Here is a 19,477-nt window from a genome sequence, read left to right on the forward strand (position 1 = left end):
CAAAGCGCATTGAACAGTTGTTCAACGCTCAGGCGGCTGGCAGCCTTTTCTGCCGCATCCCGGTTGCTGCCGGCAGCATCTTTCCAGGCCTCGGCCGGAACCCGACACGGCGGGCAGCAAGAAAGCGCGCCATGACGACGGTCAGGACGAAGCCGAACAGGAAGCCCGCTACGACATCCGAGGGATAGTGGGCCGCGGCCGGCACGCGGAAGGCGGACAGCATCAGGCAGACGAGGCCGATCGGCAGCCATTGGCGCGGAAACCAGATCATCAGGACGGCGGCAACGGTGCCGAGCGTCGTCGAATGTCCCGAGGGAAAGCTCGAGAAATACTTGCTCACCACGAACGGGTCGAAATGGTAGGCACCGAGTTCGCCGAACATCGAGGGGCGCGCCCGTCCGATGACGATCTTTACCAGATTGACGGCGATGCCGGTGATGGCAATCGAGCCGAACAGGAACGCCGCCTGGCCGAACCACGAAACGAGTCTAGCCCTGACGCGATAGCCTGAGTTTCTCCAGTCTGCGGTGGCCGTCACCAGATAGACCAGCAGTGCCGGGACCAGGTACCACTCCGACCTGCCGGCCTGGCTCGCCTCTGCAAGCCAGCGTGTGAGCTGGTTGCGGTTGGACAGTATGAAGTCCATGACCCGCGCGTCGACCACGAACAGCAAGAGGGCAGCCACCGCACCGACTGACACCAGCCATGTCAGTTCGCGCGTCCATACCGGCTCGTTCAAGCCGACGGGATCCCGCCAGATCCGGCGCCAGGAAACCGACACCGTTTCAGCGAGGCGCCCGAAATGGCCAGCCGGCCAGATCTGGCCCAGCCGAACGGCGGGCCGCGGCGGTTGCGCCGGCCCAGTCGGCGCACTATGGCTGGCGTCTTCGCTGAAAGGGTGCGGATTCATGACTCGAGACAACGGCAGGATCAAAGGCGTCAACACGCGGCTCGCGCATTCCGGCCACGATCCACACGGCTTTCATGGCTTTGTCAATCCGCCGGTGGTCCACGCCTCGACGGTTCTTTATCCCAACGCTGCAACGATGGCGGCGCGTGCTCAAAAATACACATATGGCACCCGCGGAACGCCGACGACGGATGCCCTTTGCGCGGCCATCGACGAACTGGAAGGCTCGGCCGGCACCATCGCCGTGCCTTCGGGGCTTGCGGCCGTCACCATCCCCCTGCTTGGCTTCCTCTCGGCCGGCGACCACATCCTGATCACCGATTCCGTCTACCACCCGACGCGCCACTTCGCCGACACCATGCTCAAGCGTCTCGGTGTCGAGGTCGACTACTACGATCCGCATGTCGGCGCCGGCATCGCCGCCCTCATCAAGCCGAACACCAAGGTGGTGCTCACCGAATCGCCCGCCTCGAACACATTCGAGATCCAGGATATCCCGGCCATATCAAAGGCAGCCCATGTCGCCGGTGCGATCGTCATGATGGACAACACCTGGGCCACGCCGCTCTATTTCAAGGCGCTCGATTTCGGCGTCGACGTCACCATCCACGCGGCGACCAAATACCCCGCCGGCCATTCCGATGTGCTGAGCGGCACGGTTTCGGCAAACGCCGACTGCTGGCCCAGGCTTCGCGAGGCGTTCTTCACGCTTGGCTGCTGCGCCGGTCCCGACGACGTCTACCAGGTGCTGCGCGGCCTGCGCACCATGGGCGTCCGGCTCGCCCATCACGAAAAGAGCGCGCTGGACATCGCGCGCTGGCTCGAAGGCCAGCCGGGCGTGGCCCGCGTGCTGCACCCGGGGCTCGAAAGCCACCCCGACCACGAACTGTTCAAGCGCGACTTCGGCGGCTCCAGCGGCATCTTCTCCGTGGTGCTGTCCGGCGGCGGCCAGAACAAGGCACACGCCTTCCTCGACGCGCTCGAGATCTTCGGCCTGGGCTATTCCTGGGGTGGTTTCGAGAGCCTGGCTGTGCCGGTCAACCTCAGCGACCGCAAGGTGGTCACCCCTTATGAGGGCCCGATCATCCGCCTGCAGATCGGGCTTGAAGATGTCGCCGACCTCAAGGAAGATATTGCGGCCGGGCTGCAAGCCGCCAACGCGGCGGAGTGAAGCCATCAGGCTCTCGATGCCGAGCCAGCACCAGACGACAGCCTGAGGCATGCCGCGACAAGGACAGATTGAAATTCCGCGAGGAAGAACATGACCACGTCCGACCGTCCCGCCGAGATCGCCCACTGGACCGAAGTCGAGCGCCCCGACGGCGAGACCTTTTCCGGTACTGACGAGTTGCGGGGCCTCGGCGCGCCGCTTGCCACTCATTTCGGCTTGCAGCGGCTTGGCATCCACCATGTCCGGCTGCCGCCGGGCCGGCGCACGTCGTTCCCTCACGCCGAAAGTCTGGAGGAGGAGTTCGTCCACGTGCTGGAGGGTGAGCCCGACGTCTGGCTCGATGGCCTCCTGCATCGCCTGAAGCCGGGCGATTCCGTCGGCTTTCCCGCGGGCACCGGACTGGCGCACAGCTTCCTTAACAACACAGATGCTGAGGTGCGGTTGCTGGTGGTCGGCGAGACCGCCAACGCCGAAAACCGCATCGTCTATCCCGTCAATCCCGAGCGCAAGGCAATGCGCGACGACTGGTGGGACGACGCGCCTCAGCGGATCCTCGGCGACCATGACGGAGTGCCCGACCGGTTGCGGTCCAAGCGTTGAAAATTGGCCAGCGCCAAGAAAAGATGGCGGGCCAGGAACACGAACAGATCCGTACGATGCGACGTGGCGCGCTCTATCTGTACGAAATTACGGACAGAAAACGGACCGGCAGCCGTCTCAACTGCTCCGGCCCATGTGGCGAATGGCCTGCGAAGTGCAGGCTGTCACCGGGCCCCATGAGATAACGCTTCGAGCCGATCCGGTAGGTCATCTCACCCTCCAACAGGTAGAGGAACTCCATTCCGAAATGCTCGAGCGATGGAAGGGTGTCCGTCTCCCTGTCCATGGTGAAGAGGTAGGTTTCTACCGTCAAGTTGCGCGGCTGGGAGCCAAAATAGCCAAGCAGCTTGTAGTGGTGCCCAGCACGGCTATCGCACCTTTCAACCGCAATTTCGTCCCCGGCAGGGACGAAGACGGCGTTCTCCTCGTCCTCGCAACGGCGCAGAAACGTCGTGAGCGGGACGTCAAGCGCCCGCGACAGCGCCTGGAGTGTGCCCAACGACGCGGAAATCACCCCGTTTTCGATTTTCGACATCATGCCGACGGAGATGCAAGCGACACCTGCGAGATCGGCTGCGGTCATGCCAAGACGCTTGCGGCAGGCGCGCACTTCCATTCCAATTGCTAGCTGCAGCCGATCCTCGCCGGGTTCATTGGCAACATCCAGGCTCTGGTCCGGCGAAACCGACGTAAACATCTTGGCATCTTTCGCTGTTGGCAATGCATAGCCTCTTTCCGCCGTGGCCTAGGCGGCCGGTCAAAAGGGTGAACTGAACCGCGAGCGCGCCGCCCGGCGGTAACGCACGCCGTTGGCGCCATACGCCCAGCAGACAATTCCGCTGGGCGTGTTTTGCTTCCTCAGACCGATTCGGGCGGCCGTCGCGGTTTGCCATCCGCCGAGATGCAGCGCGTGATGCCGTGACGGCGGTAATACTCCGCCGCTTCCCGCATTTCGCGGTCCTCATCGACGATGCAGCGATAGTGCCACCAGAGCCAGAAGCATACGGCGGCTGCCACCAGCAACCATTCGAACCCCTGGAAGGGGTAGAAGGCGCCGATGGTGTCGAGGTTGGTCCAATCAGTCAGTCCGGTTTCCATAGCTTGGGTCTCCTCCAATTGGTTGACAGTCAGAAACGCGCAGCTTCGTTGCGCTCAACCGCTTCGAATTCGGTGACCACGCCGGCGCCGTAGGGATAGATGTCCCGGTTGTGCCAGGTGTCGGCGCCTGCCAGTTCCACTTCGAACGGTTCACGCAGGATGCCCATGCGCTGCAGCACCTTGGCCACGACCCAGGTGGCAAGAAAGCCAAACAGCCCGAAGGTGAGAATCGCACCGATGATCATGCCAATCGGATTGATGGCCGGATCTCCCGCCGGCGTCGTGCCCAGCCATCCAACCGAGCCTGCCCAGTTCTGCACATCGGGCGCGGCTGGTGCGGCGGGATAACCCCACAGGACGAAACCGCAGACAATGAGCCCCCAAACGCCCGCATAGCCGTGAACCGCAATAGCCCCGACCGGATCGTCGATGCGAAAACGGCGCTCGACATAATGATGAAGCTTGAACGCGATCGCCGCGCCCGACGCGCCGATGAACATTGCAATCAACGGATGGTAGAGATCATTGCCCGCCGAGGCAGCGATAATGCCGGCAAGACCCCCGGACAGCGTCCAGAACGGATCGCCACGGCTGACCACGTAAGCCGCCATCAGACCACCAGCCAGCGACATCAGGAAGTTGAAGGTGATGGCCGAGAGCGTCGTGGGCGTTCCATAGATCGTCGTCGCAGCGAAGCGGACAGTTTCGGCGTCGCGGCTCACATCGACGATCGGAATGTTGCACGCAGCATAGAAGCCCCAGAACCCCGTGTAGATGATGAAGAGGCCAAGGACCGACAGGAAGGAGTTGTGCGGCTTGATTTCCCGAACCTCGCCGTTTGGACCAAACTTGCCGATGCGGGGTCCCAGCACGATCGTCAAAGCCAGACAGGCACCGCCGGCGATGGCATGAATGACCCCCGATGCGTAAGCGTCGTGATAGCCGAGCAACTGCGTCGTCCAGCCCGTGGCGTTCCAGCCCCAGGACGCATGCCAGATCCAGGTGATCGATCCAACCAGGACGGACAGGATCATAAAGGCCCCAGTTCGTACCCGTTCGATCGCCACCCCGGAAAGGATGGCGCTCATCACCCACGAAAACAGCAGGAATGCCGCCCAGAAAACGCCCTGTATGTTGTCCTGGAAATTTGGGCCCATCTGCTCTGCCCAAGGCAGTGCCGCAGCCGTTGCCGCATTGGATATGACGCCGCCGAAAAGAAACGGCCCGTTGTTGAACGCCCAGTAGATCCACCAGGCAAACAGGAACCAGGTGACGGTCACAAGTGCCAGACTCATCGTGTGGCGGACCAAAGTCTGATTGAGATTCTTGGGGCGGGTCACGCCGAATTCATAGGCGAGCAGGCCGGCATGGATGAGAAACATCATGACGACAGTGACCCAATAGTAAAACTCTGTAAAAATTGTCGTTAGAGCAGTTAGTTCGTTGTTCATATGGTCCCCTGACATTTCTATTTCTATGGGCGACAGACAACAGTCGGCCCGTCGACCAAGCGCACATGGCGCAATGGTCGAACAGCTCCTCCCCAGGGCGGCGGCGGACACCTGAAATGACTTATGGCTTGCTCGGCTCGATGACGCGGCCAGCCACAGCTCTATTCATGGTCATTTGACGGAAGTGATGGACGCTAGACTTCAGAAGAATGCCATCGCGAACGAGGCATTGGACACGCACCCAAAGCGTCAGAACCGCTTCCGAACGATACGCGACGGCCTCCTTACGTCAGCGTAAGAGAAGGGCCGTCCCTTGGTGTGTATCGAGGCGCAGGTCGTCCTGCACGATAGGAAGTTTACTTTCCTATCAGTGGAAATCAACTGGTCAGTACTGATTATTTTGGAATTGGCAGGGGATGCCTACTTCGCACATCCAAAGGCAGACGGATCACGCCTTCGACGGGCTACAACACGAGCGCCAATTGCTGCTGCAGGATCGCCTCCAGGCCGTACTGCTGCCGCCCTTGAGGTGATCAACGTTGCAACCTTACCCGGAAATCAAGCGGCCGCCATGAAGGCGGCGGTGGGCAGGCCGAAAACTTCCATGGAATCAACGGCTGAAAATAGATTGGCGATCCCGACAGGATTCGAACCTGTGACCATCGGCTTAGAAGGCCGGTGCTCTATCCAACTGAGCTACGGGACCGCTGGCCGGCCCATGTCAGGCCGGCATGACCATGCCTCAGGTCGTCAGTGCGTCCAGGGCGTCCTGCGGTCATAGCGGAAATTGTCGGAGTAGGAAATCTGCCGGCGCTTGGCTTCCTTGGGCTCCTGCACGCGGAAGGTGATGCCTTCGCGCTCGGCATAGGCCACCGCCTCTTCGCGGGTCTCGAAGGTCAGGCGGATCTGGCTCCTCATGTCACCGGAGCTGGTGTAGCCCATCAGCGGGTCGATCTTTTTCGGCTTCTCGGCGTCGAATTCGAGCACCCAGTGCCCGGACTTGGCTTTGCCCGACTGCATGGCGGTCTTGGCGGGGCTGAAAATTCGCGCGGACATAATTCCCTCACTCGTGAGTCCGCAGCGTGCGCGGACATCCAGATGCGCCCGTCATTTACTGCGCAATCGTCATTGCTGCAAGGCGAAAGCCGGTTTCCGCTTTTTTGCCCTTGCCATGTCGAGCGGAAGCCACTAGGCACGGCGTCGAAATGTGATTTCGGAGTGTAGCGCAGTCTGGTAGCGCATCTGGTTTGGGACCAGAGGGTCGGGAGTTCGAATCTCTCCACTCCGACCATTCAAGACCTTGCAATCCCCCCGCCATACATAGTCAACGCTCGACTGCCAGAAGGCACCGCGCGCAACAGCGCGACGCGGCTCGTCCCTAGCTCGTTGGCTATGGATATGGACGGCTGCGAAGCGCGCGACGGCAGACGGGAAAGCCCAATGCGGCTCTCGCCAGCCCTCAGGTCTTCGGGGACTTGAAATTGCGCTGATAGGTGTCCTGGATCAGCTTGCGCGAGGCTTCCTCCGCGCCCGCCTCATCCTTGGCCTCGATCGCGATGGCAATTGCCTCATGCATGGACAGCGAGTGGCCTATGCCACCGAAGGCGCGCATCGTCTTGGGGATACTGACGGTGAGTGCGGCGCGTATCACCGACGAAACCGGCAGCAGGAAGCGGTTGTGGGCGGCCTGGATGATCTGAAGGTGAAAGGCGATGTCGGCCTCGACCGACTGCCGTTCGTCATCGTACTGGCGCGACATCGCCTCGAAGGCGCGGCGAATCCCGGCCCGGTCGGCGGCGGTCGAGCGACGCGCGGCCAAGCCGGCGGCCATCGGCTCGATGGACAGACGAATCTCGAACAGTTCCTCGGCAAGTGTTCCGCTGCTTTCGGAATCGTCCTGCCATGACAGGACGGTGGGATCTAGCGTGTTCCACCGATCGGCCGGCAGGACTCGCGTGCCCATGCGCGGCTTGGCCTCGATGAATCCCTTGGTCGACAGGATCTTCAGCGCCTCGCGCAGCGTCGTGCGGCTGACCTGCAGGCTCGACAGCAGTTCCAGTTCCTTCGGCAGCATGTCGCCCGGCTTGAGATCGCCGCGCGTGATGCGGCGGCCGATCTCGGCGGCGATCTGCGCCGGCAAGCCGCGTTCCTGCATCAGCATTGGCTTTGTCATGGCACCCGGTCCCGACATGGATTTTCCGAAGTAACAGCCGGCACGGCACAGCGCGCCGGAAATCTCGCTGGCACGCTGTCATAATTCACAGCATTGGCAGCAATTCAACCAGCGCTTACGCGATGGTCCTGCGTTGCAGAGGCCCGAGGTCGGCGGCGAAGCGATCGATCATCGCAAGCCCGGTCGCGTTCGGACGCAGCGCGGGGCCGCGATCGTGGACGGTCAATCCCGTGCGCAGGGCAAACAGACGCTTGCCGTAGCACAGCAGGTTCTCCAGCCCCTGCATGGTCGAGACGACAGCCGGAAGCATCCTGCGATAGGTCGCCAGCGCACCTTCTTCGTCGCCGGCACGGAAGCTGTCATAGGCTGCGACCGCATAGTCGATGCAATCGGGCGCAAGGATCAGGCCACGGCAGCCGATGCGCAGATTATCGAGCATCTCCAGCCCGGCCCGACCGTTGAAGATCGGCAGCTTGCCGCCGGTCGCCTCGACCAGGCCGGCGATGTCGACCACCGGCCCCTCGCCTTTCACCAACTGGATGTTCGGATGCTGGCGCACGAGATCGCTGATTTCGGTCGAGCTCAGCCCGCGGCCCATGAAGGCCGGCGCATTCTGGATGGCGACCGGCAGATCGGTCGCCTCGGCAACGCGACCGAAGAAGCGGATGTATTCGGCCGCACCATATTGGCCGACCATCGGCGGCTGCAGGATCAGCCAATCCGCGCCGACGCTTTCGGCATGGCGGACCTGGGCGATCTGCTCGGCGACGGACGAGCCGAAGACGGTCAGCGCCAGCGGCACCCGACCGCCGGTGTCTTCGGCGATCCAGTCCATGACGGTCCGACGCTCGGCTTCGGTCAGCTTGGACACTTCGGTGGCAAGGCCGAGCGCCGCCATGCCATGGACACCGGCCGACAGGCAAACCTCGACCTGACGTCGCATCGCGGCACGGTCGAGCCGCTCCTGCTCATCGAACAGCGCGTAGAGGATGGCGTGAATGCCGTGCATCTCGGCTACCGGAAAACCGGACATCGGCATCTCCCTCAATGGCTTTCGCGCGGCACGTCGTGGCCGCGACAGCCGACCAGGAAGTCGAGGTCCGCACCACGGTCGGCCTGCATGACACGCTCGACATAGAGGCTCTGATAGCCGCCCTGCATGTCAGGCACCGGCGGGGTCCAGCGCTCACGGCGGCGGGCAAGTTCTTCGTCCGACACTTCGAGATGCAAGCGGCGGTTCTCGACGTCGAGCTCGATCATGTCGCCGTCCTCGATCAGCGCGAGCGGGCCGCCGACAGCCGCTTCGGGCGCGGCATGCAGCACGACGGTGCCGAAGGCAGTGCCCGACATGCGCGCGTCCGAAATGCGCACCATATCGCGAACGCCCTTCTCCAGCAGCTTCTGCGGCAGCGCCATGTTGCCGACCTCGGCCATGCCCGGATAACCCTTGGGGCCGCAATTCTTGAGCACCATCACACACGTCTCGTCGATGTCGAGCGCCGGGTCGTCGACCCGTGCCTTGTAGTGCTCGATGCTCTCGAAGACGACGGCGCGGCCGCGGTGGCGCATCAATTCGGGCGATGCGGCCGAAGGCTTCAGGATCGCGCCATTGGGGGCAAGGTTGCCGCGCAGGACGGCGATGCCGCCCTGCGAAGTCAGCGCCTTGTCGCGCGGCAGGATGACCTCGTCGTTGAAATTCTCGGCGCCGGCGATGTTTTCGCCCACCGTCCTGCCGGTCACCGTCAAGGCGTCAAGATCGAGCAGGTCGGCGATTTCCTTCATCACAGCCGGCAGACCACCGGCGTAGCAGAATTCTTCCATCAGGAACTTGCCGGACGGCATCAGGTTGAGGATGGTCGGGATGTCGCGGCCGTAGCGATCCCAGTCGTCCAGCGAAAGCTCGGCACCGATGCGCCCGGCAATCGCCAGCAGGTGGACGACGGCATTGGTCGAGCCACCGATGGCGCCGTTGATGCGGATCGCATTGGCGAAGGCCTTGAGCGTGAGGATCTTGGATAGGCGCAGGTCTTCCTTGACCATCTCGACGATGCGCCGCCCCGAAAGGCGGGCGAGCCGAGCGCGGTGCGCATCGACCGCCGGATAGGCGGCGTTGCCCGGCAGGGCCAGACCGAGCGATTCCACCATCGACGCCATGGTCGAGGCGGTGCCCATGGTCATGCAGTGGCCGGGCGAGCGCGACATGGCGCTCTCGGCGGCGGCGAATTCTTGCTCGGTCATGACGCCGGCGCGCACATCCTCGGAAAATTTCCAGACGTCGGTTCCAGAGCCGATGGCCTTGCCGCGGAAGCGGCCGTTGAGCATCGGCCCGCCGGAGACGACGATCGCCGGCACGTCGCAAGAAGCCGCGCCCATCACCAGCGACGGCGTGGTCTTGTCGCAGCCGGCCATCAGCACCACGCCGTCCATCGGGTTGCCGCGAATGGCTTCCTCGACATCCATCGAGGCGAGATTGCGGAACAGCATCGCGGTCGGGCGCAGGTTCGACTCACCGCAGGAGAAGACAGGGAACTCGAGCGGCAAGCCGCCGGCTTCCAGGATACCGGCCTTGACGTGCTCGACCAGCCCGCGGAAGTGGGCGTTGCAAGGCGTGAGTTCGGAGAAGGTGTTGCAGATGCCGATCACCGGGCGGCCGTCGAAGGCATCGTCCGGCAGGCCGTTGTTCTTCATCCAGCTGCGGTGGATGAAGGCATCCTTGCCGAAGCCTCCGAACCAGGCCTGAGAACGCAATTTCCGTGTCACGTCTTGTCTATCCCGTTGTTGATCGGTGCCGTGCGGCACCGATGGCTTGAACGCGCCTGCGGCCATTCTTGGCCCGCTCGCGCAGACGCCGGAACTGCGGGATGACGGCGATGGATGTCCCCGGCAAGCGTGCCGGCACTCCTCCTCGCGCTGCCCTCCCTTGAGCCGACGCATGCGACGCTCGATCCCACAAGCAGTCAAGCAATCAGTCTTGTTTTCTCTTATAATCGGAGTTATTGGGGCGTCAAGAGCATCCAGTTTGCCTGGGAGGGCGCGTGACCGAGTTCGTTTCGTGGAATGCCGGAGATGCGGCGATCGCAGGCATTGCGGTCCGCCACATCGGGCTGTCGGCGCCCGCCGTTTCCGCCGGCCAGAATGAGTGCTCGACGGCTCGGGCGCGGCACACGGTCGCGCACCGCAAGGCGCAATCGCCCAGGCCTATGAGTTGATCCAATCGGGGATGGCGCAATCCCGCCACCACCCCGGTCATCGCCCGAAATCAAAACCCAAGAGAGGAGTTAACATGCGTCTCAAAGCGCTCGCATTCACGCTGGCTGCAGCCGTCAGCCTCATCGGCCTCGCCGGCCAGGCATCGGCCGCCCGCCTCGGGCATGGCATGCCGGCAGAGCACCCGCAGGCCGTCGCCATGAAGAAGTTCGCCGAAGACGTCGCCAAGGCGACCGAAAACCGCGTCGAGATCCAGGTCTTCGACGGCGGCATCCTCGGCGGCGACGACAAGATGCTACAGGCTGCACAGAGCGGCACGCTCGAACTCTACATCGGCGGAGTCGCGCCGCTTTCCGGCAAGATCAAGGAAGTCCAGATCTTCGACTTCCCGTTCATGTTTGCCAATCGCGAAGAAGCCGGCGCCGTGTTGAACGGCCCGATCGGCCGCAAGATGCTGGACCGCATGTCGGAAATCGGCCTGACCGGTCTCGCCTGGAGCGAATTCGGCTTCCGCAACCTGACCAACGGCGAAAAGCCGATCAAGTCGGTCGACGACATTTCGGGCCTGAAGCTGCGCGTCATGCAGAACCCGGTGGCTCTCGACACCTGGAAGGCACTCGGCGCCAACGCCGTGACGATGTCGTTCTCGGAAGTCTTCTCGGCGCTCGAGACCAAGGCGCTGGACGGCCAGGAAAACCCGCTGGCCCACATCTACGCCAACCGCATCTACGAAGTGCAGAAGTACATCACGATGACCAACCACGTTTATTCGCCGGTGGCCATCGTCGCTTCCAAGACCTGGTTCGAAGGCCTGTCGGAAGCTGACCGCAAGTCGGTCATGACGGCTGCTGCCGACGCTTCGGCCTACCAGGCCAAGCTGATCGCCGAAAACGACGGCAAGATCACCGACCAGCTCAAGGCAACCGGTGTCGAGATCGATGCGATGCCGGAAGCCGAACTCGCCAAGATGCGCGAAATCGTCAAGCCGGTGGTCGACAAATACACCGCCTCGGTCGGCGCCGACTTCGTGACGGAGTTCACGGCCGCCGTCGAAGCCGCGCGCAAGGGCGCAGCCAACTGACGCACAAGCCAAGTGATGCCGCAGGCGGGAACGCCTGCGGCATCACTGCATGCGTCCCTGATCCATTCGGGAGGTCCGAACAATGCCGCGTCTGGTAGACAGATTTTTTCACCTGCTTGAAGCCGTCATGGTGGTCTGCATGGCCGGCATGTTCGTGATGGTGCTCGGCAACGTCATCTTGCGCGCCGGGTTCAACACCGGCATCGACATCTCCGAAGAGCTTCCCCGCTTCCTCTTCATCTGGCTGACCTTCATCGGCGCCGTGGTAGCGATGCGGGAGAACCGGCACCTCGGCGTCGACACCGTCGTTCTGGCACTGCCTGTCAGGTGGCGACGGCTGTGCTGGATGATCTCCCAGATCCTGATCTTCGTCTGCAGCGTCTACATCTTCGTCGGCACCTTCATGCAGCACGAGATCAACGCCAGCACCATTTCCACCGTCATGCAGCTGCCCATGAGCTGGGTCTACGACGTAACGCTCGTGACCGGCGCCCTGATGGCTGCGCTCTGCATCCACAATCTGGTTCGTTTCGCGCGCGGCCAAGTCCGCGACGACGAACTCATTCAGGTCGAGGAAGAAGGCATGCATGACGTCGATTCCAGCGTTGAGGCGGCGCGCAAGTCATGACCATCCTTATCTTCGTCGTTTCCCTGCTCGCCGCGATGGCGATCGGCATGCCGGTCGCGTTGGCCCTCATCGTCTCGGGCCTGGCCCTGATGTTCCACATGGGCATGACCGACCCCCAGATCATCGTGCAGAACATGTGGGACGGCGCCAACAGCTTCCCGCTTCTCGCCGTGCCGTTCTTCATGCTGGCGGGCGAATTCATGAACGCCGGCGGCATCACCCGGCGCATCATCCACATGGCAATGGCCTGGGTGGGACACCTGCGCGGTGGCCTGGGCTTCGTGGCGATCGGCGCTGCCGTCGTCATGGCATCGCTCTCCGGTTCGGCCGTTGCCGATACCGCAGCTCTGGCCGCGGTGCTGCTGCCGATGATGCGGCAGGCCGGCTACGATCCCTACCGTTCCGGCGGCCTGATCGCTGCCGGCGGCATCATCGCCCCCGTCATCCCGCCGTCGATCGGCATGATCCTCTACGGCGTGGCGGCCCAGGTTTCGATCTCCAAGCTGTTCCTCGCCGGCATCGTGCCTGGCATCCTGATGGGTACGTCGCTGCTGCTGACGTGGATGTACGTCGCGCGCAAGGACAAGATCGAGGTGGCTCCCAAGCCGCCACTAAGGGAGCGGCTTAGCCTCACGCTCGAGAGCTTCTGGGGCCTGATGTTGCCGGTCATCATCATCGGCGGCCTCAAGTTCGGCTTCTTCACGCCGACCGAAGCTGCAGTCGTGGCGGCCGTGTACGCCCTGATCATCGGCCTGTTCGTCAATCGCGAACTGAAGTTCGGCCAGCTCTACGGCCTCATGCTCAACGCCGCGAAAACCACCTCGGTGGTGATGTTCCTCGTGGCTGCGGCTTCGGTCTCGGCTTGGCTGATCGCGGCGGCCAACATGCCAGCCCAGATGGTCGCGCTGCTGGAGCCGATCATGGACAACCAGATGCTGCTCATCCTGGTGCTGATGGTGCTGGTGCTGATCGTCGGCAGCGCGCTCGACTTCGCGCCTACCATCCTGATCCTGACCCCGGTTCTGGTGCCGGTTCTGAAGCAGGCCGGCATCGACCCGGTCTATTTCGGCGTGCTGTTCATCATGAACAACGCGATCGGGCTGATCACCCCGCCCGTCGGCACCGTGCTCAACGTCGTGTGCGGCGTCGGCAACATGCGGATGGGCAAGCTGATGAAGGGCATCTGGCCGTTCCTGCTGGCCGAGACCGTGGTTCTGTTCCTGCTCGTGCTGTTCCCTGAACTTGTGATGGCGCCGATGCGCTGGATGAGCCAGTGACGCCGGCCGCGCTTCTTCCGAAAACATGCCGAGGGTTCCCAGCATGAGCAATGCACAAGACACAGCCATCTCATCGCCCGCGCAGCAGAAGGATGCCTTCTGCGTGGCGGTCGACTGGGGCACCAGCAGCTTCCGCGCCTGGCTTCTGGACCGGGTCGGCAGCGTGCTGGCTGAAAGCCGCGGGCCCGAAGGCATGACGCACTGCGTGACGTCGGGCTTCGAGCCGGTCCTGCAGGCGCACCTTGGCAAGTTGGCGGCACCCGCGTCCCTGCCGATCCTGATCTGCGGCATGGCCGGGGCGCGCCAAGGCTGGGTCGAGGCGCCTTATGTCGACGCGCCGACGCGGCTCAACGACTTCGCAGCCAGGGCCGTCAGCGTGCCGAACAGCTTTGCCGACATCCGCATCCTGCCTGGCGTCGCCCAGCGCGACCCGCTGGCACCGGAGGTGATGCGCGGCGAAGAGACCCAGCTTCTCGGGCTCGGCGACGGTGTCGCGCGCCAGCTCGTCTGCATGCCGGGCACCCACAGCAAATGGGTGGTGCTCGAGGATGGCTGGCTGAGACGATTTGCGACCCTGATGACAGGCGAACTCTTCGGCCTGCTCAACAAGCACTCCACCCTCGCCTTCGCGATCGATGCCGACGTCAAGTTCGGCGCCGACGCGCCGGCTTTCCTCAACGCACTCGACAAGGGTGTCGCAGATCCCTGCCTGGCTTTGAGCCGGCTTTTCGGCGTCCGCGCCGCTCAACTGCTCGGCTTCGAGGCCAAGAGCGATGGCGCAGCACACCTCTCCGGCCTGCTGATCGGAGCCGAGGTGCTGGCCGCCAGGCAGAACTTTCCCGACCACACCGATGTCACCCTGGTGGCCTCGGGGTCCGTGGCCGATCTCTATCGGGTGGCGCTCCATCGCGTCGGTCTCAACGTCAAGCACGTCGACGCCGACCACGCCGTTCGCCAGGGCCTCTATCTGGCCGCGCATTCAATCTGGGCATAAGGAAACAAAGACATGGCCTCAATCATCGCCTGGCCGCAGCTGCAGCGCTCGCTCGTCGCCATCCTGCGCGGCATCAAGCCGGAGGAAGCCGAATCGATCGTCGGCACGCTGGTCGAGGAAGGGTTCGAACTGATCGAGATCCCGCTCAATTCGCCAGATCCCTACACCTCGATCCGCAGGGCGGTTGACGCGTTCGGCAGTAAGTGCGTGATCGGCGCCGGCACCGTACTTTCCGCCGAACAGGTCGATCGGCTGGCCGATGCGGGCGGCCGCCTGGTGGTCAGCCCGAACATCGAACCGTCGGTGATTGCGCGTGCGTCGGAGCACAAGATGCTGACCATGCCCGGCGTCTTCACGCCGACCGAGGCGCTGCTTGCGGTCAAGTGCGGCTCGTCGGCGCTCAAGTTCTTCCCCGGCAGCGTGCTCGGCACAAGCGGGATCGCGGCGATCAAGACCATCCTGCCGGCCGACACCATCGTCGGTGTCGTCGGCGGCGTCTCCGAAGCGTCCTTCGCAGAGTTCTGGAAGATCGGCGTGTCGACCTTCGGCATGGGGTCGAACCTCTATGCCCCGGGTGACGGCGCAACGACTGTGCGTAACAAGGCCCGCCGGCTGATCGCGGCCTACGACCAGGCAGCAGCCAGCAACTAAGGGCCATGCACTGACGGGCGGCCGGGCATCCCGGCCCGCCTTGCTGCAACTCTCCGGCACGCGACCGTATGGCGGATGTAATCCGCAGAAATCGCGTGCCGTGCTCCCGCAAAATCCGCCGATCAAATCCGCGAATACCGGGCTTGCGACATTTGGGCACCTGTCACTGAGTTTGCCGCCAGCAAGCCTGATGCTATCGTTCTACTTGGGTGGGAGTAGTGAACGATTGCCGGAACTTTCCGAGAAATTCATCGACCAGATCTACGAGGCTTCCTTCGTACCGGAGAAATGGCCGACATTGCTCGACGGCCTCGCGCATGCCGTCGAGGGCATGGGCGGCTATCTGTTCACCATCAGCCAAGGCGCTTCGGCCTTTACCGCCTCGGAAGCGGTCGCAGCGCATGTCGAAGCGTTCATGCGCGAAGGCTGGATGGCCGTCAACGCGCGCGCCGCACGAGCGTCGGCCCTCGCCTACCCCGGTTTCATCACCGACCTCGATGCCTTTACCGAGGAGGAACTGGAGAGCGAGCCCATCTACCGCGACTTCCTGCGTCCGAGAGGCATGGGCTGGGCCGCAGGTACCCACATCCCGCTTCCAACGGGGGATGTGCTGTCCTTCAACCTGGAGCGGCGGACGGTTCGAGGTCCCTTCGAGCGGCGTTATGTCGATTCGCTCGACCGGATGCGGCCGCACCTCGCACGCGCCGCCATGGTCAGCGCCCGCATGGGTCTCGAAAAAGCACATGCCGGTGCCGACGCGCTTGAGGCCCTGGGCCTGCCGGCGGCGGTACTGGGCGCGCACGGACAACTGCTGGCCTGCAACGGACTGATGCACGAGCTGATACCGGCCACCATCCAGGACGGCACCGACCGCGCCCGGATCACGGACAAGAAGGCCGACGCGCTGCTTGAGACGGCGCTGACAGCATTGTCCGCCGGCACCCGGCGCGGCATCGTTCAGTCGTTTCCGATCACCGGCCGCGACGGCAAGCCTTCCAGCGTCGCCCATCTCCTGCCGGTGCGCGGTTCGGCGCACGATCTGTTCAGCCGCATCCACAGCATCCTCGTCATCATGCCCTTGCCCGGCCCCGGCGCGCCGCCGGCCAATGTGCTGCAAGCACTGTTCGACCTGACGCCGAGCGAGGCGCGAATCGCGTCGGCGCTCGCCGATGGCCGGTCGATCGATGCCATCAGCAACGACTTCGGCATCGCGAGGGAGACCGTGCGTTCGCATCTGCGCTCGATCTTCGCCAAATCCGGCGTTTCCAAGCAATCGGCCCTGGTCCGCCTGCTGCTCGGGGTGACGCTGCCTTGCGGCTCCGTGAAGGACGGCTAGACCATAGGCTTACTCGACAGCTGGTCGCTGACCTGCGCATCTAGTTCGGGGAGGAACAAAAGTGCCGTATCTCGACATCTATCTCGCGCAGCTCATCGACCCGTTCCGCATCGGCCTGCTGATCGCACTGGTGCTGACCGCCGCAAACACCGCGCAAACGCTAAACCGCTGGATTCCGATCGCCTTGGGCATCGTCTTCGTTGCCGTGCTGATCCCTTTCAGCATCGGTGCGAACAGCGCAGTAGATACTCCGACATCAATACTCGTCGGCCTCGCCTCAAATGCGACGATCCTCGCCGTTCTGCTCGGCGCAAAGGCGCTCTACTCGCGATTGGCCTGACGGTCAGACTTCCAGTTCGCCCTGCCCGGCATCGAACGCACCGACCGTCTCGGCGGCAAGCGTGCGCGTGATGCGGGTCTTCTGCTCCAGCGCTGCACGGTCAAGGCGGTCGACCACGCGAATGGCCGTCGACAGCGACCGCTCGATGCGCCGCACCAGGAACTGGACGACATGCGGGTCGACCTCGACCTGGCGGTCGGCGAACAGCTTGGTGATGACGCCTGCCAGCAGCAGGTCGTCCGGCTCCTCGATCTCAACCGTCGCCGCCGCTTTCAGGCGCGAGGCGAGGTCGGGAAGGGTGACACCCCAGGCGGCAGGGAAGCTGCGCGCCGTCAGCAAAAGATGGGAGCCAGCGCCGCGCACGGTATTGATGAGGTGGAACAGGCCGTCCTGGTCGAGCCAGCCCTGGTCGGCGTCATCAATCAGAACCGGCGTTGCGCCGATGTCGCCGACATGGGTGGAGATGTCGGAAGCGGACAGCTCGACCGCCCCGGCATGCTCGCGCCAGATCGCGGCAAGATGCGTCTTGCCCGATCCTGCCGGACCGGCCAGCAGGACCACCGGCGCCGGCCATGCCGGCCATCGGTCGATCAGCGACGCGGCCTGGGCATTGGCCGCTGAGACGACGAGGTCGTCGCGTGAGAAGCCCGGCGAATGGCCAAGGTCGAGCGGCAACTGGCGCGGTTTCTGGGGCTCGCGCGACACGTTCATTTATCCGGGCTGGTCCCGCTCGCCTTGCGGGCCTCGACCGGCGGCTGCACCGCATGGCCGTGATAGAGCGGCGACTCGAGATAACGCGATATGGCAAAGCGGACCAGAACGGCGACGGCCGCCGCGGCGGGCACCGCAACTAGCAAGCCGACAAAGCCGAACAGCGCGCCGAACGCAAACAGCGCGAACATCAGCCAGACCGGATGCAGGCCGACGCTCTTGCCGACCAGCCGCGGCTGCAGGATGTTACCCTCGATGAACTGGCCGACGAAGAAGACCGCAGCCACGGCCACCACCATTGTCCAGTCCGGCCAGAACTGCACGAAAGCGACGCCGACCGACAGTACCAGCCCGACCATCGAGCCGACATAAGGAATGAAGCTGATCAGCCCCGCGAACAGGCCAATGAGAACGCCGAAATTCAGCCCGGTCAGCGTCAGGCCGATGGCGTACATCACGCCGAGCACCAGGCAGAGCGTGCCCTGCCCGCGGACGAAGCCCGCGGTCGCCGCGTTGATGTCGGTGGCGAGTCGGCGCACCGTCTCGACGTGGTCGCGCGGCACCCAGCTGTCGACGACGGCAACCATGCGGTCCCAGTCGAGCAGCATGTAGAAGGCCACGACAGGCGTGATGACGAACAGGCTGGCGATGGAAAACAGCGCCACGCCCGAGCTCCAGATCGACTGGAAAACGGTCGAAAGGAAGCCGAAGCCAGTGCTCAGCAGAGAGTTGAGGCCCTCGCGCAGGCCGGCCGCATCGACGCCAAAGCGCTGTTCCAGCCATTGCGGGTCGAAATTGGTGACCAGTTGCTGAAGCTTCTCGACGTATCCCGGCACCTTGGCGGCGAAATCCGCCATCTGCGAGGCCAGCACCGGGATCAGTACCACCAGCGCCAGCGTCAGCAAGACGATGAAACAGATGAGGATCACCACCGTCGCCATGATCCGCGACAGGCCAAGCCGCTGCAGCCGGTCGGCGACCGGATCGAGGAAATAGGCAAGCGCCATGCCGGCCACGAAGGGCAGCAAGATGTTGCTGAACAAATAGAGGAAACCGACGAACAGGACGGCGGTGATCAGCCAGAAACGGATCTGTTTGCGGAACGCCGCAGCGGCGGCTTCTTCGGCCGCCTCGTTATCGGTTGGGAGTTTCGCCTTCGCCATAACCGCTCATGTGCCTCAGCCAGGCCACGAGATAGGCTGCCGCGGAAGCCACGGTCAAGAGGCCGGACAGTATTATCAACGCCGGCCGAACCGGGCCAAGCTCGAGTGTAAAGGCAAGTTCGGCAAGGACAATCGCCGCCAGGACGATCTGCATCGCGGTGTTGACCTTGGACACCATGAGCGGGCGCACTTTCACCGGGTGCCCCATGATGGTCGACAACAGCACCGCGCCGACAATCAGCGCGTCGCGGGAAACGGCCAGCATGACCAGCCACAGAGGCAGGTGACCCATGATACCGAGGACCACGAAGACGCTGACCAGCAGCAGCTTGTCGGCCATAGGATCGAGATAGGCGCCAAGTTCGGAACGCTGGTTGAAATGGCGGGCAATGAAGCCGTCGACGCCGTCGGAAACACCTGCAATGACAAATCCGGCAAAGGCCCAGTCCCAGCGCGCCGAGAGCATGGCATAGATCACGCAAGGCACGAGGATGAGCCTCATGATGGTGATCATGTTGGGAATCGTCACGACCGGCATCCACCCTTTGTCTTTTTCCGATACATGGGCGACAGTTCACCTGACCGCAAGGGACAGGCCCTGTCCACGGCTTTGACAGGCGCATCCGGTCGCACCGGGCCAGTGTCGCTTGCGGGAACGGGCCGTTCATGCGAATAGCGCGCAAAAG

21 protein-coding genes and 2 tRNA genes are annotated in these 19,477 nt (G+C 63.5%); 11 read left to right on the forward strand and 12 right to left on the reverse strand.

Going from position 1 to position 19,477, the window contains the following annotated elements; all coding sequences use genetic code 11:
- Positions 1 to 28: 28 nt before the first annotated feature.
- On the reverse strand, positions 29 to 739 hold the full coding sequence (locus CO731_RS20805; protein ID WP_159091671.1) for a phosphatase PAP2 family protein: 711 nt from the start codon (positions 737 to 739) through the stop codon (positions 29 to 31).
- Positions 740 to 908: 169 nt separating this feature from the next.
- Here CO731_RS20805 and CO731_RS20810 point away from each other — a divergent pair, with 169 nt between their 5' ends.
- On the forward strand, positions 909 to 2,081 hold the full coding sequence (locus tag CO731_RS20810; protein WP_108608653.1) for a cystathionine beta-lyase: 1,173 nt from the start codon (positions 909 to 911) through the stop codon (positions 2,079 to 2,081).
- 90 nt (positions 2,082 to 2,171) lie between these two features.
- Entirely contained in the window at positions 2,172 to 2,681 is a 510-nt protein-coding gene (locus CO731_RS20815; protein ID WP_108608654.1) for a cupin domain-containing protein, read from the forward strand.
- Between the two features lie 73 nt (positions 2,682 to 2,754).
- Here the strand turns inward: CO731_RS20815 and CO731_RS20820 are convergent, their stop codons facing one another.
- From CO731_RS20820 to CO731_RS20840, 5 genes are all read right to left on the reverse strand, one after another.
- Positions 2,755 to 3,378 (reverse strand): XRE family transcriptional regulator, encoded by a 624-nt coding sequence (locus CO731_RS20820; protein ID WP_108608655.1) that lies wholly within the window; start codon positions 3,376 to 3,378, stop codon positions 2,755 to 2,757.
- Between the two features lie 161 nt (positions 3,379 to 3,539).
- A complete protein-coding gene (locus CO731_RS20825) occupies positions 3,540 to 3,779 on the reverse strand; it encodes a hypothetical protein (protein ID WP_108608656.1) in 240 nt (79 codons plus the stop codon).
- Between the two features lie 29 nt (positions 3,780 to 3,808).
- Positions 3,809 to 5,230, reverse strand: a complete 1,422-nt coding sequence (locus CO731_RS20830) for an ammonium transporter (RefSeq protein WP_108608657.1) — start codon at positions 5,228 to 5,230, stop codon at positions 3,809 to 3,811.
- 629 nt (positions 5,231 to 5,859) lie between these two features.
- Positions 5,860 to 5,936, reverse strand: a tRNA-Arg gene (locus CO731_RS20835).
- A 44-nt stretch (positions 5,937 to 5,980) separates the two neighbouring features.
- A complete protein-coding gene (locus CO731_RS20840; RefSeq protein ID WP_108608658.1) occupies positions 5,981 to 6,286 on the reverse strand; it encodes an ETC complex I subunit in 306 nt (101 codons plus the stop codon).
- 158 nt (positions 6,287 to 6,444) lie between these two features.
- Here CO731_RS20840 and CO731_RS20845 point away from each other — a divergent pair.
- Positions 6,445 to 6,521: transfer RNA gene (locus tag CO731_RS20845), tRNA-Pro, on the forward strand.
- Between the two features lie 168 nt (positions 6,522 to 6,689).
- On the opposite strand, the gene CO731_RS20850 is transcribed toward CO731_RS20845, so the two are convergent.
- From CO731_RS20850 to araD, 3 genes are all read right to left on the reverse strand, one after another.
- Positions 6,690 to 7,403, reverse strand: a complete 714-nt coding sequence (locus CO731_RS20850) for a FadR/GntR family transcriptional regulator (RefSeq protein WP_159091672.1) — start codon at positions 7,401 to 7,403, stop codon at positions 6,690 to 6,692.
- Positions 7,404 to 7,518: 115 nt separating this feature from the next.
- Positions 7,519 to 8,436 carry a dihydrodipicolinate synthase family protein gene (locus CO731_RS20855; RefSeq protein ID WP_108609961.1) on the reverse strand — a complete coding sequence of 306 codons (918 nt, stop codon included), beginning with the start codon at positions 8,434 to 8,436 and terminating at the stop codon, positions 7,519 to 7,521.
- Between the two features lie 11 nt (positions 8,437 to 8,447).
- On the reverse strand, positions 8,448 to 10,163 hold the full coding sequence (gene araD, locus CO731_RS20860; protein ID WP_245439438.1) for an L-arabinonate dehydratase: 1,716 nt from the start codon (positions 10,161 to 10,163) through the stop codon (positions 8,448 to 8,450).
- Between the two features lie 275 nt (positions 10,164 to 10,438).
- Here araD and CO731_RS28805 point away from each other — a divergent pair, with 275 nt between their 5' ends.
- The 8 genes from CO731_RS28805 to CO731_RS20895 all read left to right on the forward strand — a co-directional run bounded on the left by CO731_RS28805 (position 10,439) and on the right by CO731_RS20895 (position 16,917).
- Positions 10,439 to 10,612, forward strand: a complete 174-nt coding sequence (locus tag CO731_RS28805) for a hypothetical protein (RefSeq protein ID WP_159091673.1) — start codon at positions 10,439 to 10,441, stop codon at positions 10,610 to 10,612.
- A 74-nt stretch (positions 10,613 to 10,686) separates the two neighbouring features.
- Positions 10,687 to 11,691, forward strand: a complete 1,005-nt coding sequence (locus CO731_RS20865) for a TRAP transporter substrate-binding protein (protein WP_108608661.1) — start codon at positions 10,687 to 10,689, stop codon at positions 11,689 to 11,691.
- Positions 11,692 to 11,773: 82 nt separating this feature from the next.
- Positions 11,774 to 12,319, forward strand: a complete 546-nt coding sequence (locus CO731_RS20870; RefSeq protein ID WP_108608662.1) for a TRAP transporter small permease — start codon at positions 11,774 to 11,776, stop codon at positions 12,317 to 12,319.
- On the forward strand, positions 12,316 to 13,596 hold the full coding sequence (locus tag CO731_RS20875; protein WP_108608663.1) for a TRAP transporter large permease subunit: 1,281 nt from the start codon (positions 12,316 to 12,318) through the stop codon (positions 13,594 to 13,596). Before CO731_RS20870 ends, CO731_RS20875 begins: the two co-directional genes overlap by 4 nt.
- 43 nt (positions 13,597 to 13,639) lie before the next feature.
- A complete protein-coding gene (locus CO731_RS20880) occupies positions 13,640 to 14,590 on the forward strand; it encodes a 2-dehydro-3-deoxygalactonokinase (protein WP_108608664.1) in 951 nt (316 codons plus the stop codon).
- A 12-nt stretch (positions 14,591 to 14,602) separates the two neighbouring features.
- Positions 14,603 to 15,241, forward strand: a complete 639-nt coding sequence (locus CO731_RS20885; protein WP_108608665.1) for a 2-dehydro-3-deoxy-6-phosphogalactonate aldolase — start codon at positions 14,603 to 14,605, stop codon at positions 15,239 to 15,241.
- Positions 15,242 to 15,281: 40 nt separating this feature from the next.
- The gene (locus tag CO731_RS20890; RefSeq protein ID WP_159091674.1) at positions 15,282 to 16,577 is read left to right on the forward strand and encodes a helix-turn-helix transcriptional regulator; all 1,296 of its coding nucleotides are present in this window, start codon (positions 15,282 to 15,284) and stop codon (positions 16,575 to 16,577) included.
- Positions 16,578 to 16,638: 61 nt separating this feature from the next.
- Positions 16,639 to 16,917: a hypothetical protein gene (locus tag CO731_RS20895; protein WP_108608667.1), complete on the forward strand. Its 279-nt coding sequence runs from the start codon at positions 16,639 to 16,641 to the stop codon at positions 16,915 to 16,917.
- A 3-nt stretch (positions 16,918 to 16,920) separates the two neighbouring features.
- On the opposite strand, the gene hdaA is transcribed toward CO731_RS20895, so the two are convergent.
- The 3 genes from hdaA to CO731_RS20910 are packed head-to-tail and all read right to left on the reverse strand — an operon-like array spanning position 16,921 to position 19,320.
- Complete coding sequence (gene hdaA / locus CO731_RS20900; protein WP_245439440.1) at positions 16,921 to 17,622, reverse strand: DnaA regulatory inactivator HdaA; 702 nt, start codon at positions 17,620 to 17,622, stop codon at positions 16,921 to 16,923.
- A 2-nt stretch (positions 17,623 to 17,624) separates the two neighbouring features.
- The gene (locus tag CO731_RS20905; protein WP_108608669.1) at positions 17,625 to 18,791 is read right to left on the reverse strand and encodes an AI-2E family transporter; all 1,167 of its coding nucleotides are present in this window, start codon (positions 18,789 to 18,791) and stop codon (positions 17,625 to 17,627) included.
- Positions 18,763 to 19,320 carry a CDP-alcohol phosphatidyltransferase family protein gene (locus CO731_RS20910; RefSeq protein WP_108609962.1) on the reverse strand — a complete coding sequence of 186 codons (558 nt, stop codon included), beginning with the start codon at positions 19,318 to 19,320 and terminating at the stop codon, positions 18,763 to 18,765. The genes CO731_RS20905 and CO731_RS20910 overlap by 29 nt, the downstream gene beginning before the upstream one ends.
- Positions 19,321 to 19,477 lie beyond the last annotated feature (157 nt).

The organism is Aminobacter sp. MSH1, from assembly GCF_003071665.1.
Lineage (GTDB): Bacteria > Pseudomonadota > Alphaproteobacteria > Rhizobiales > Rhizobiaceae > Aminobacter > Aminobacter niigataensis.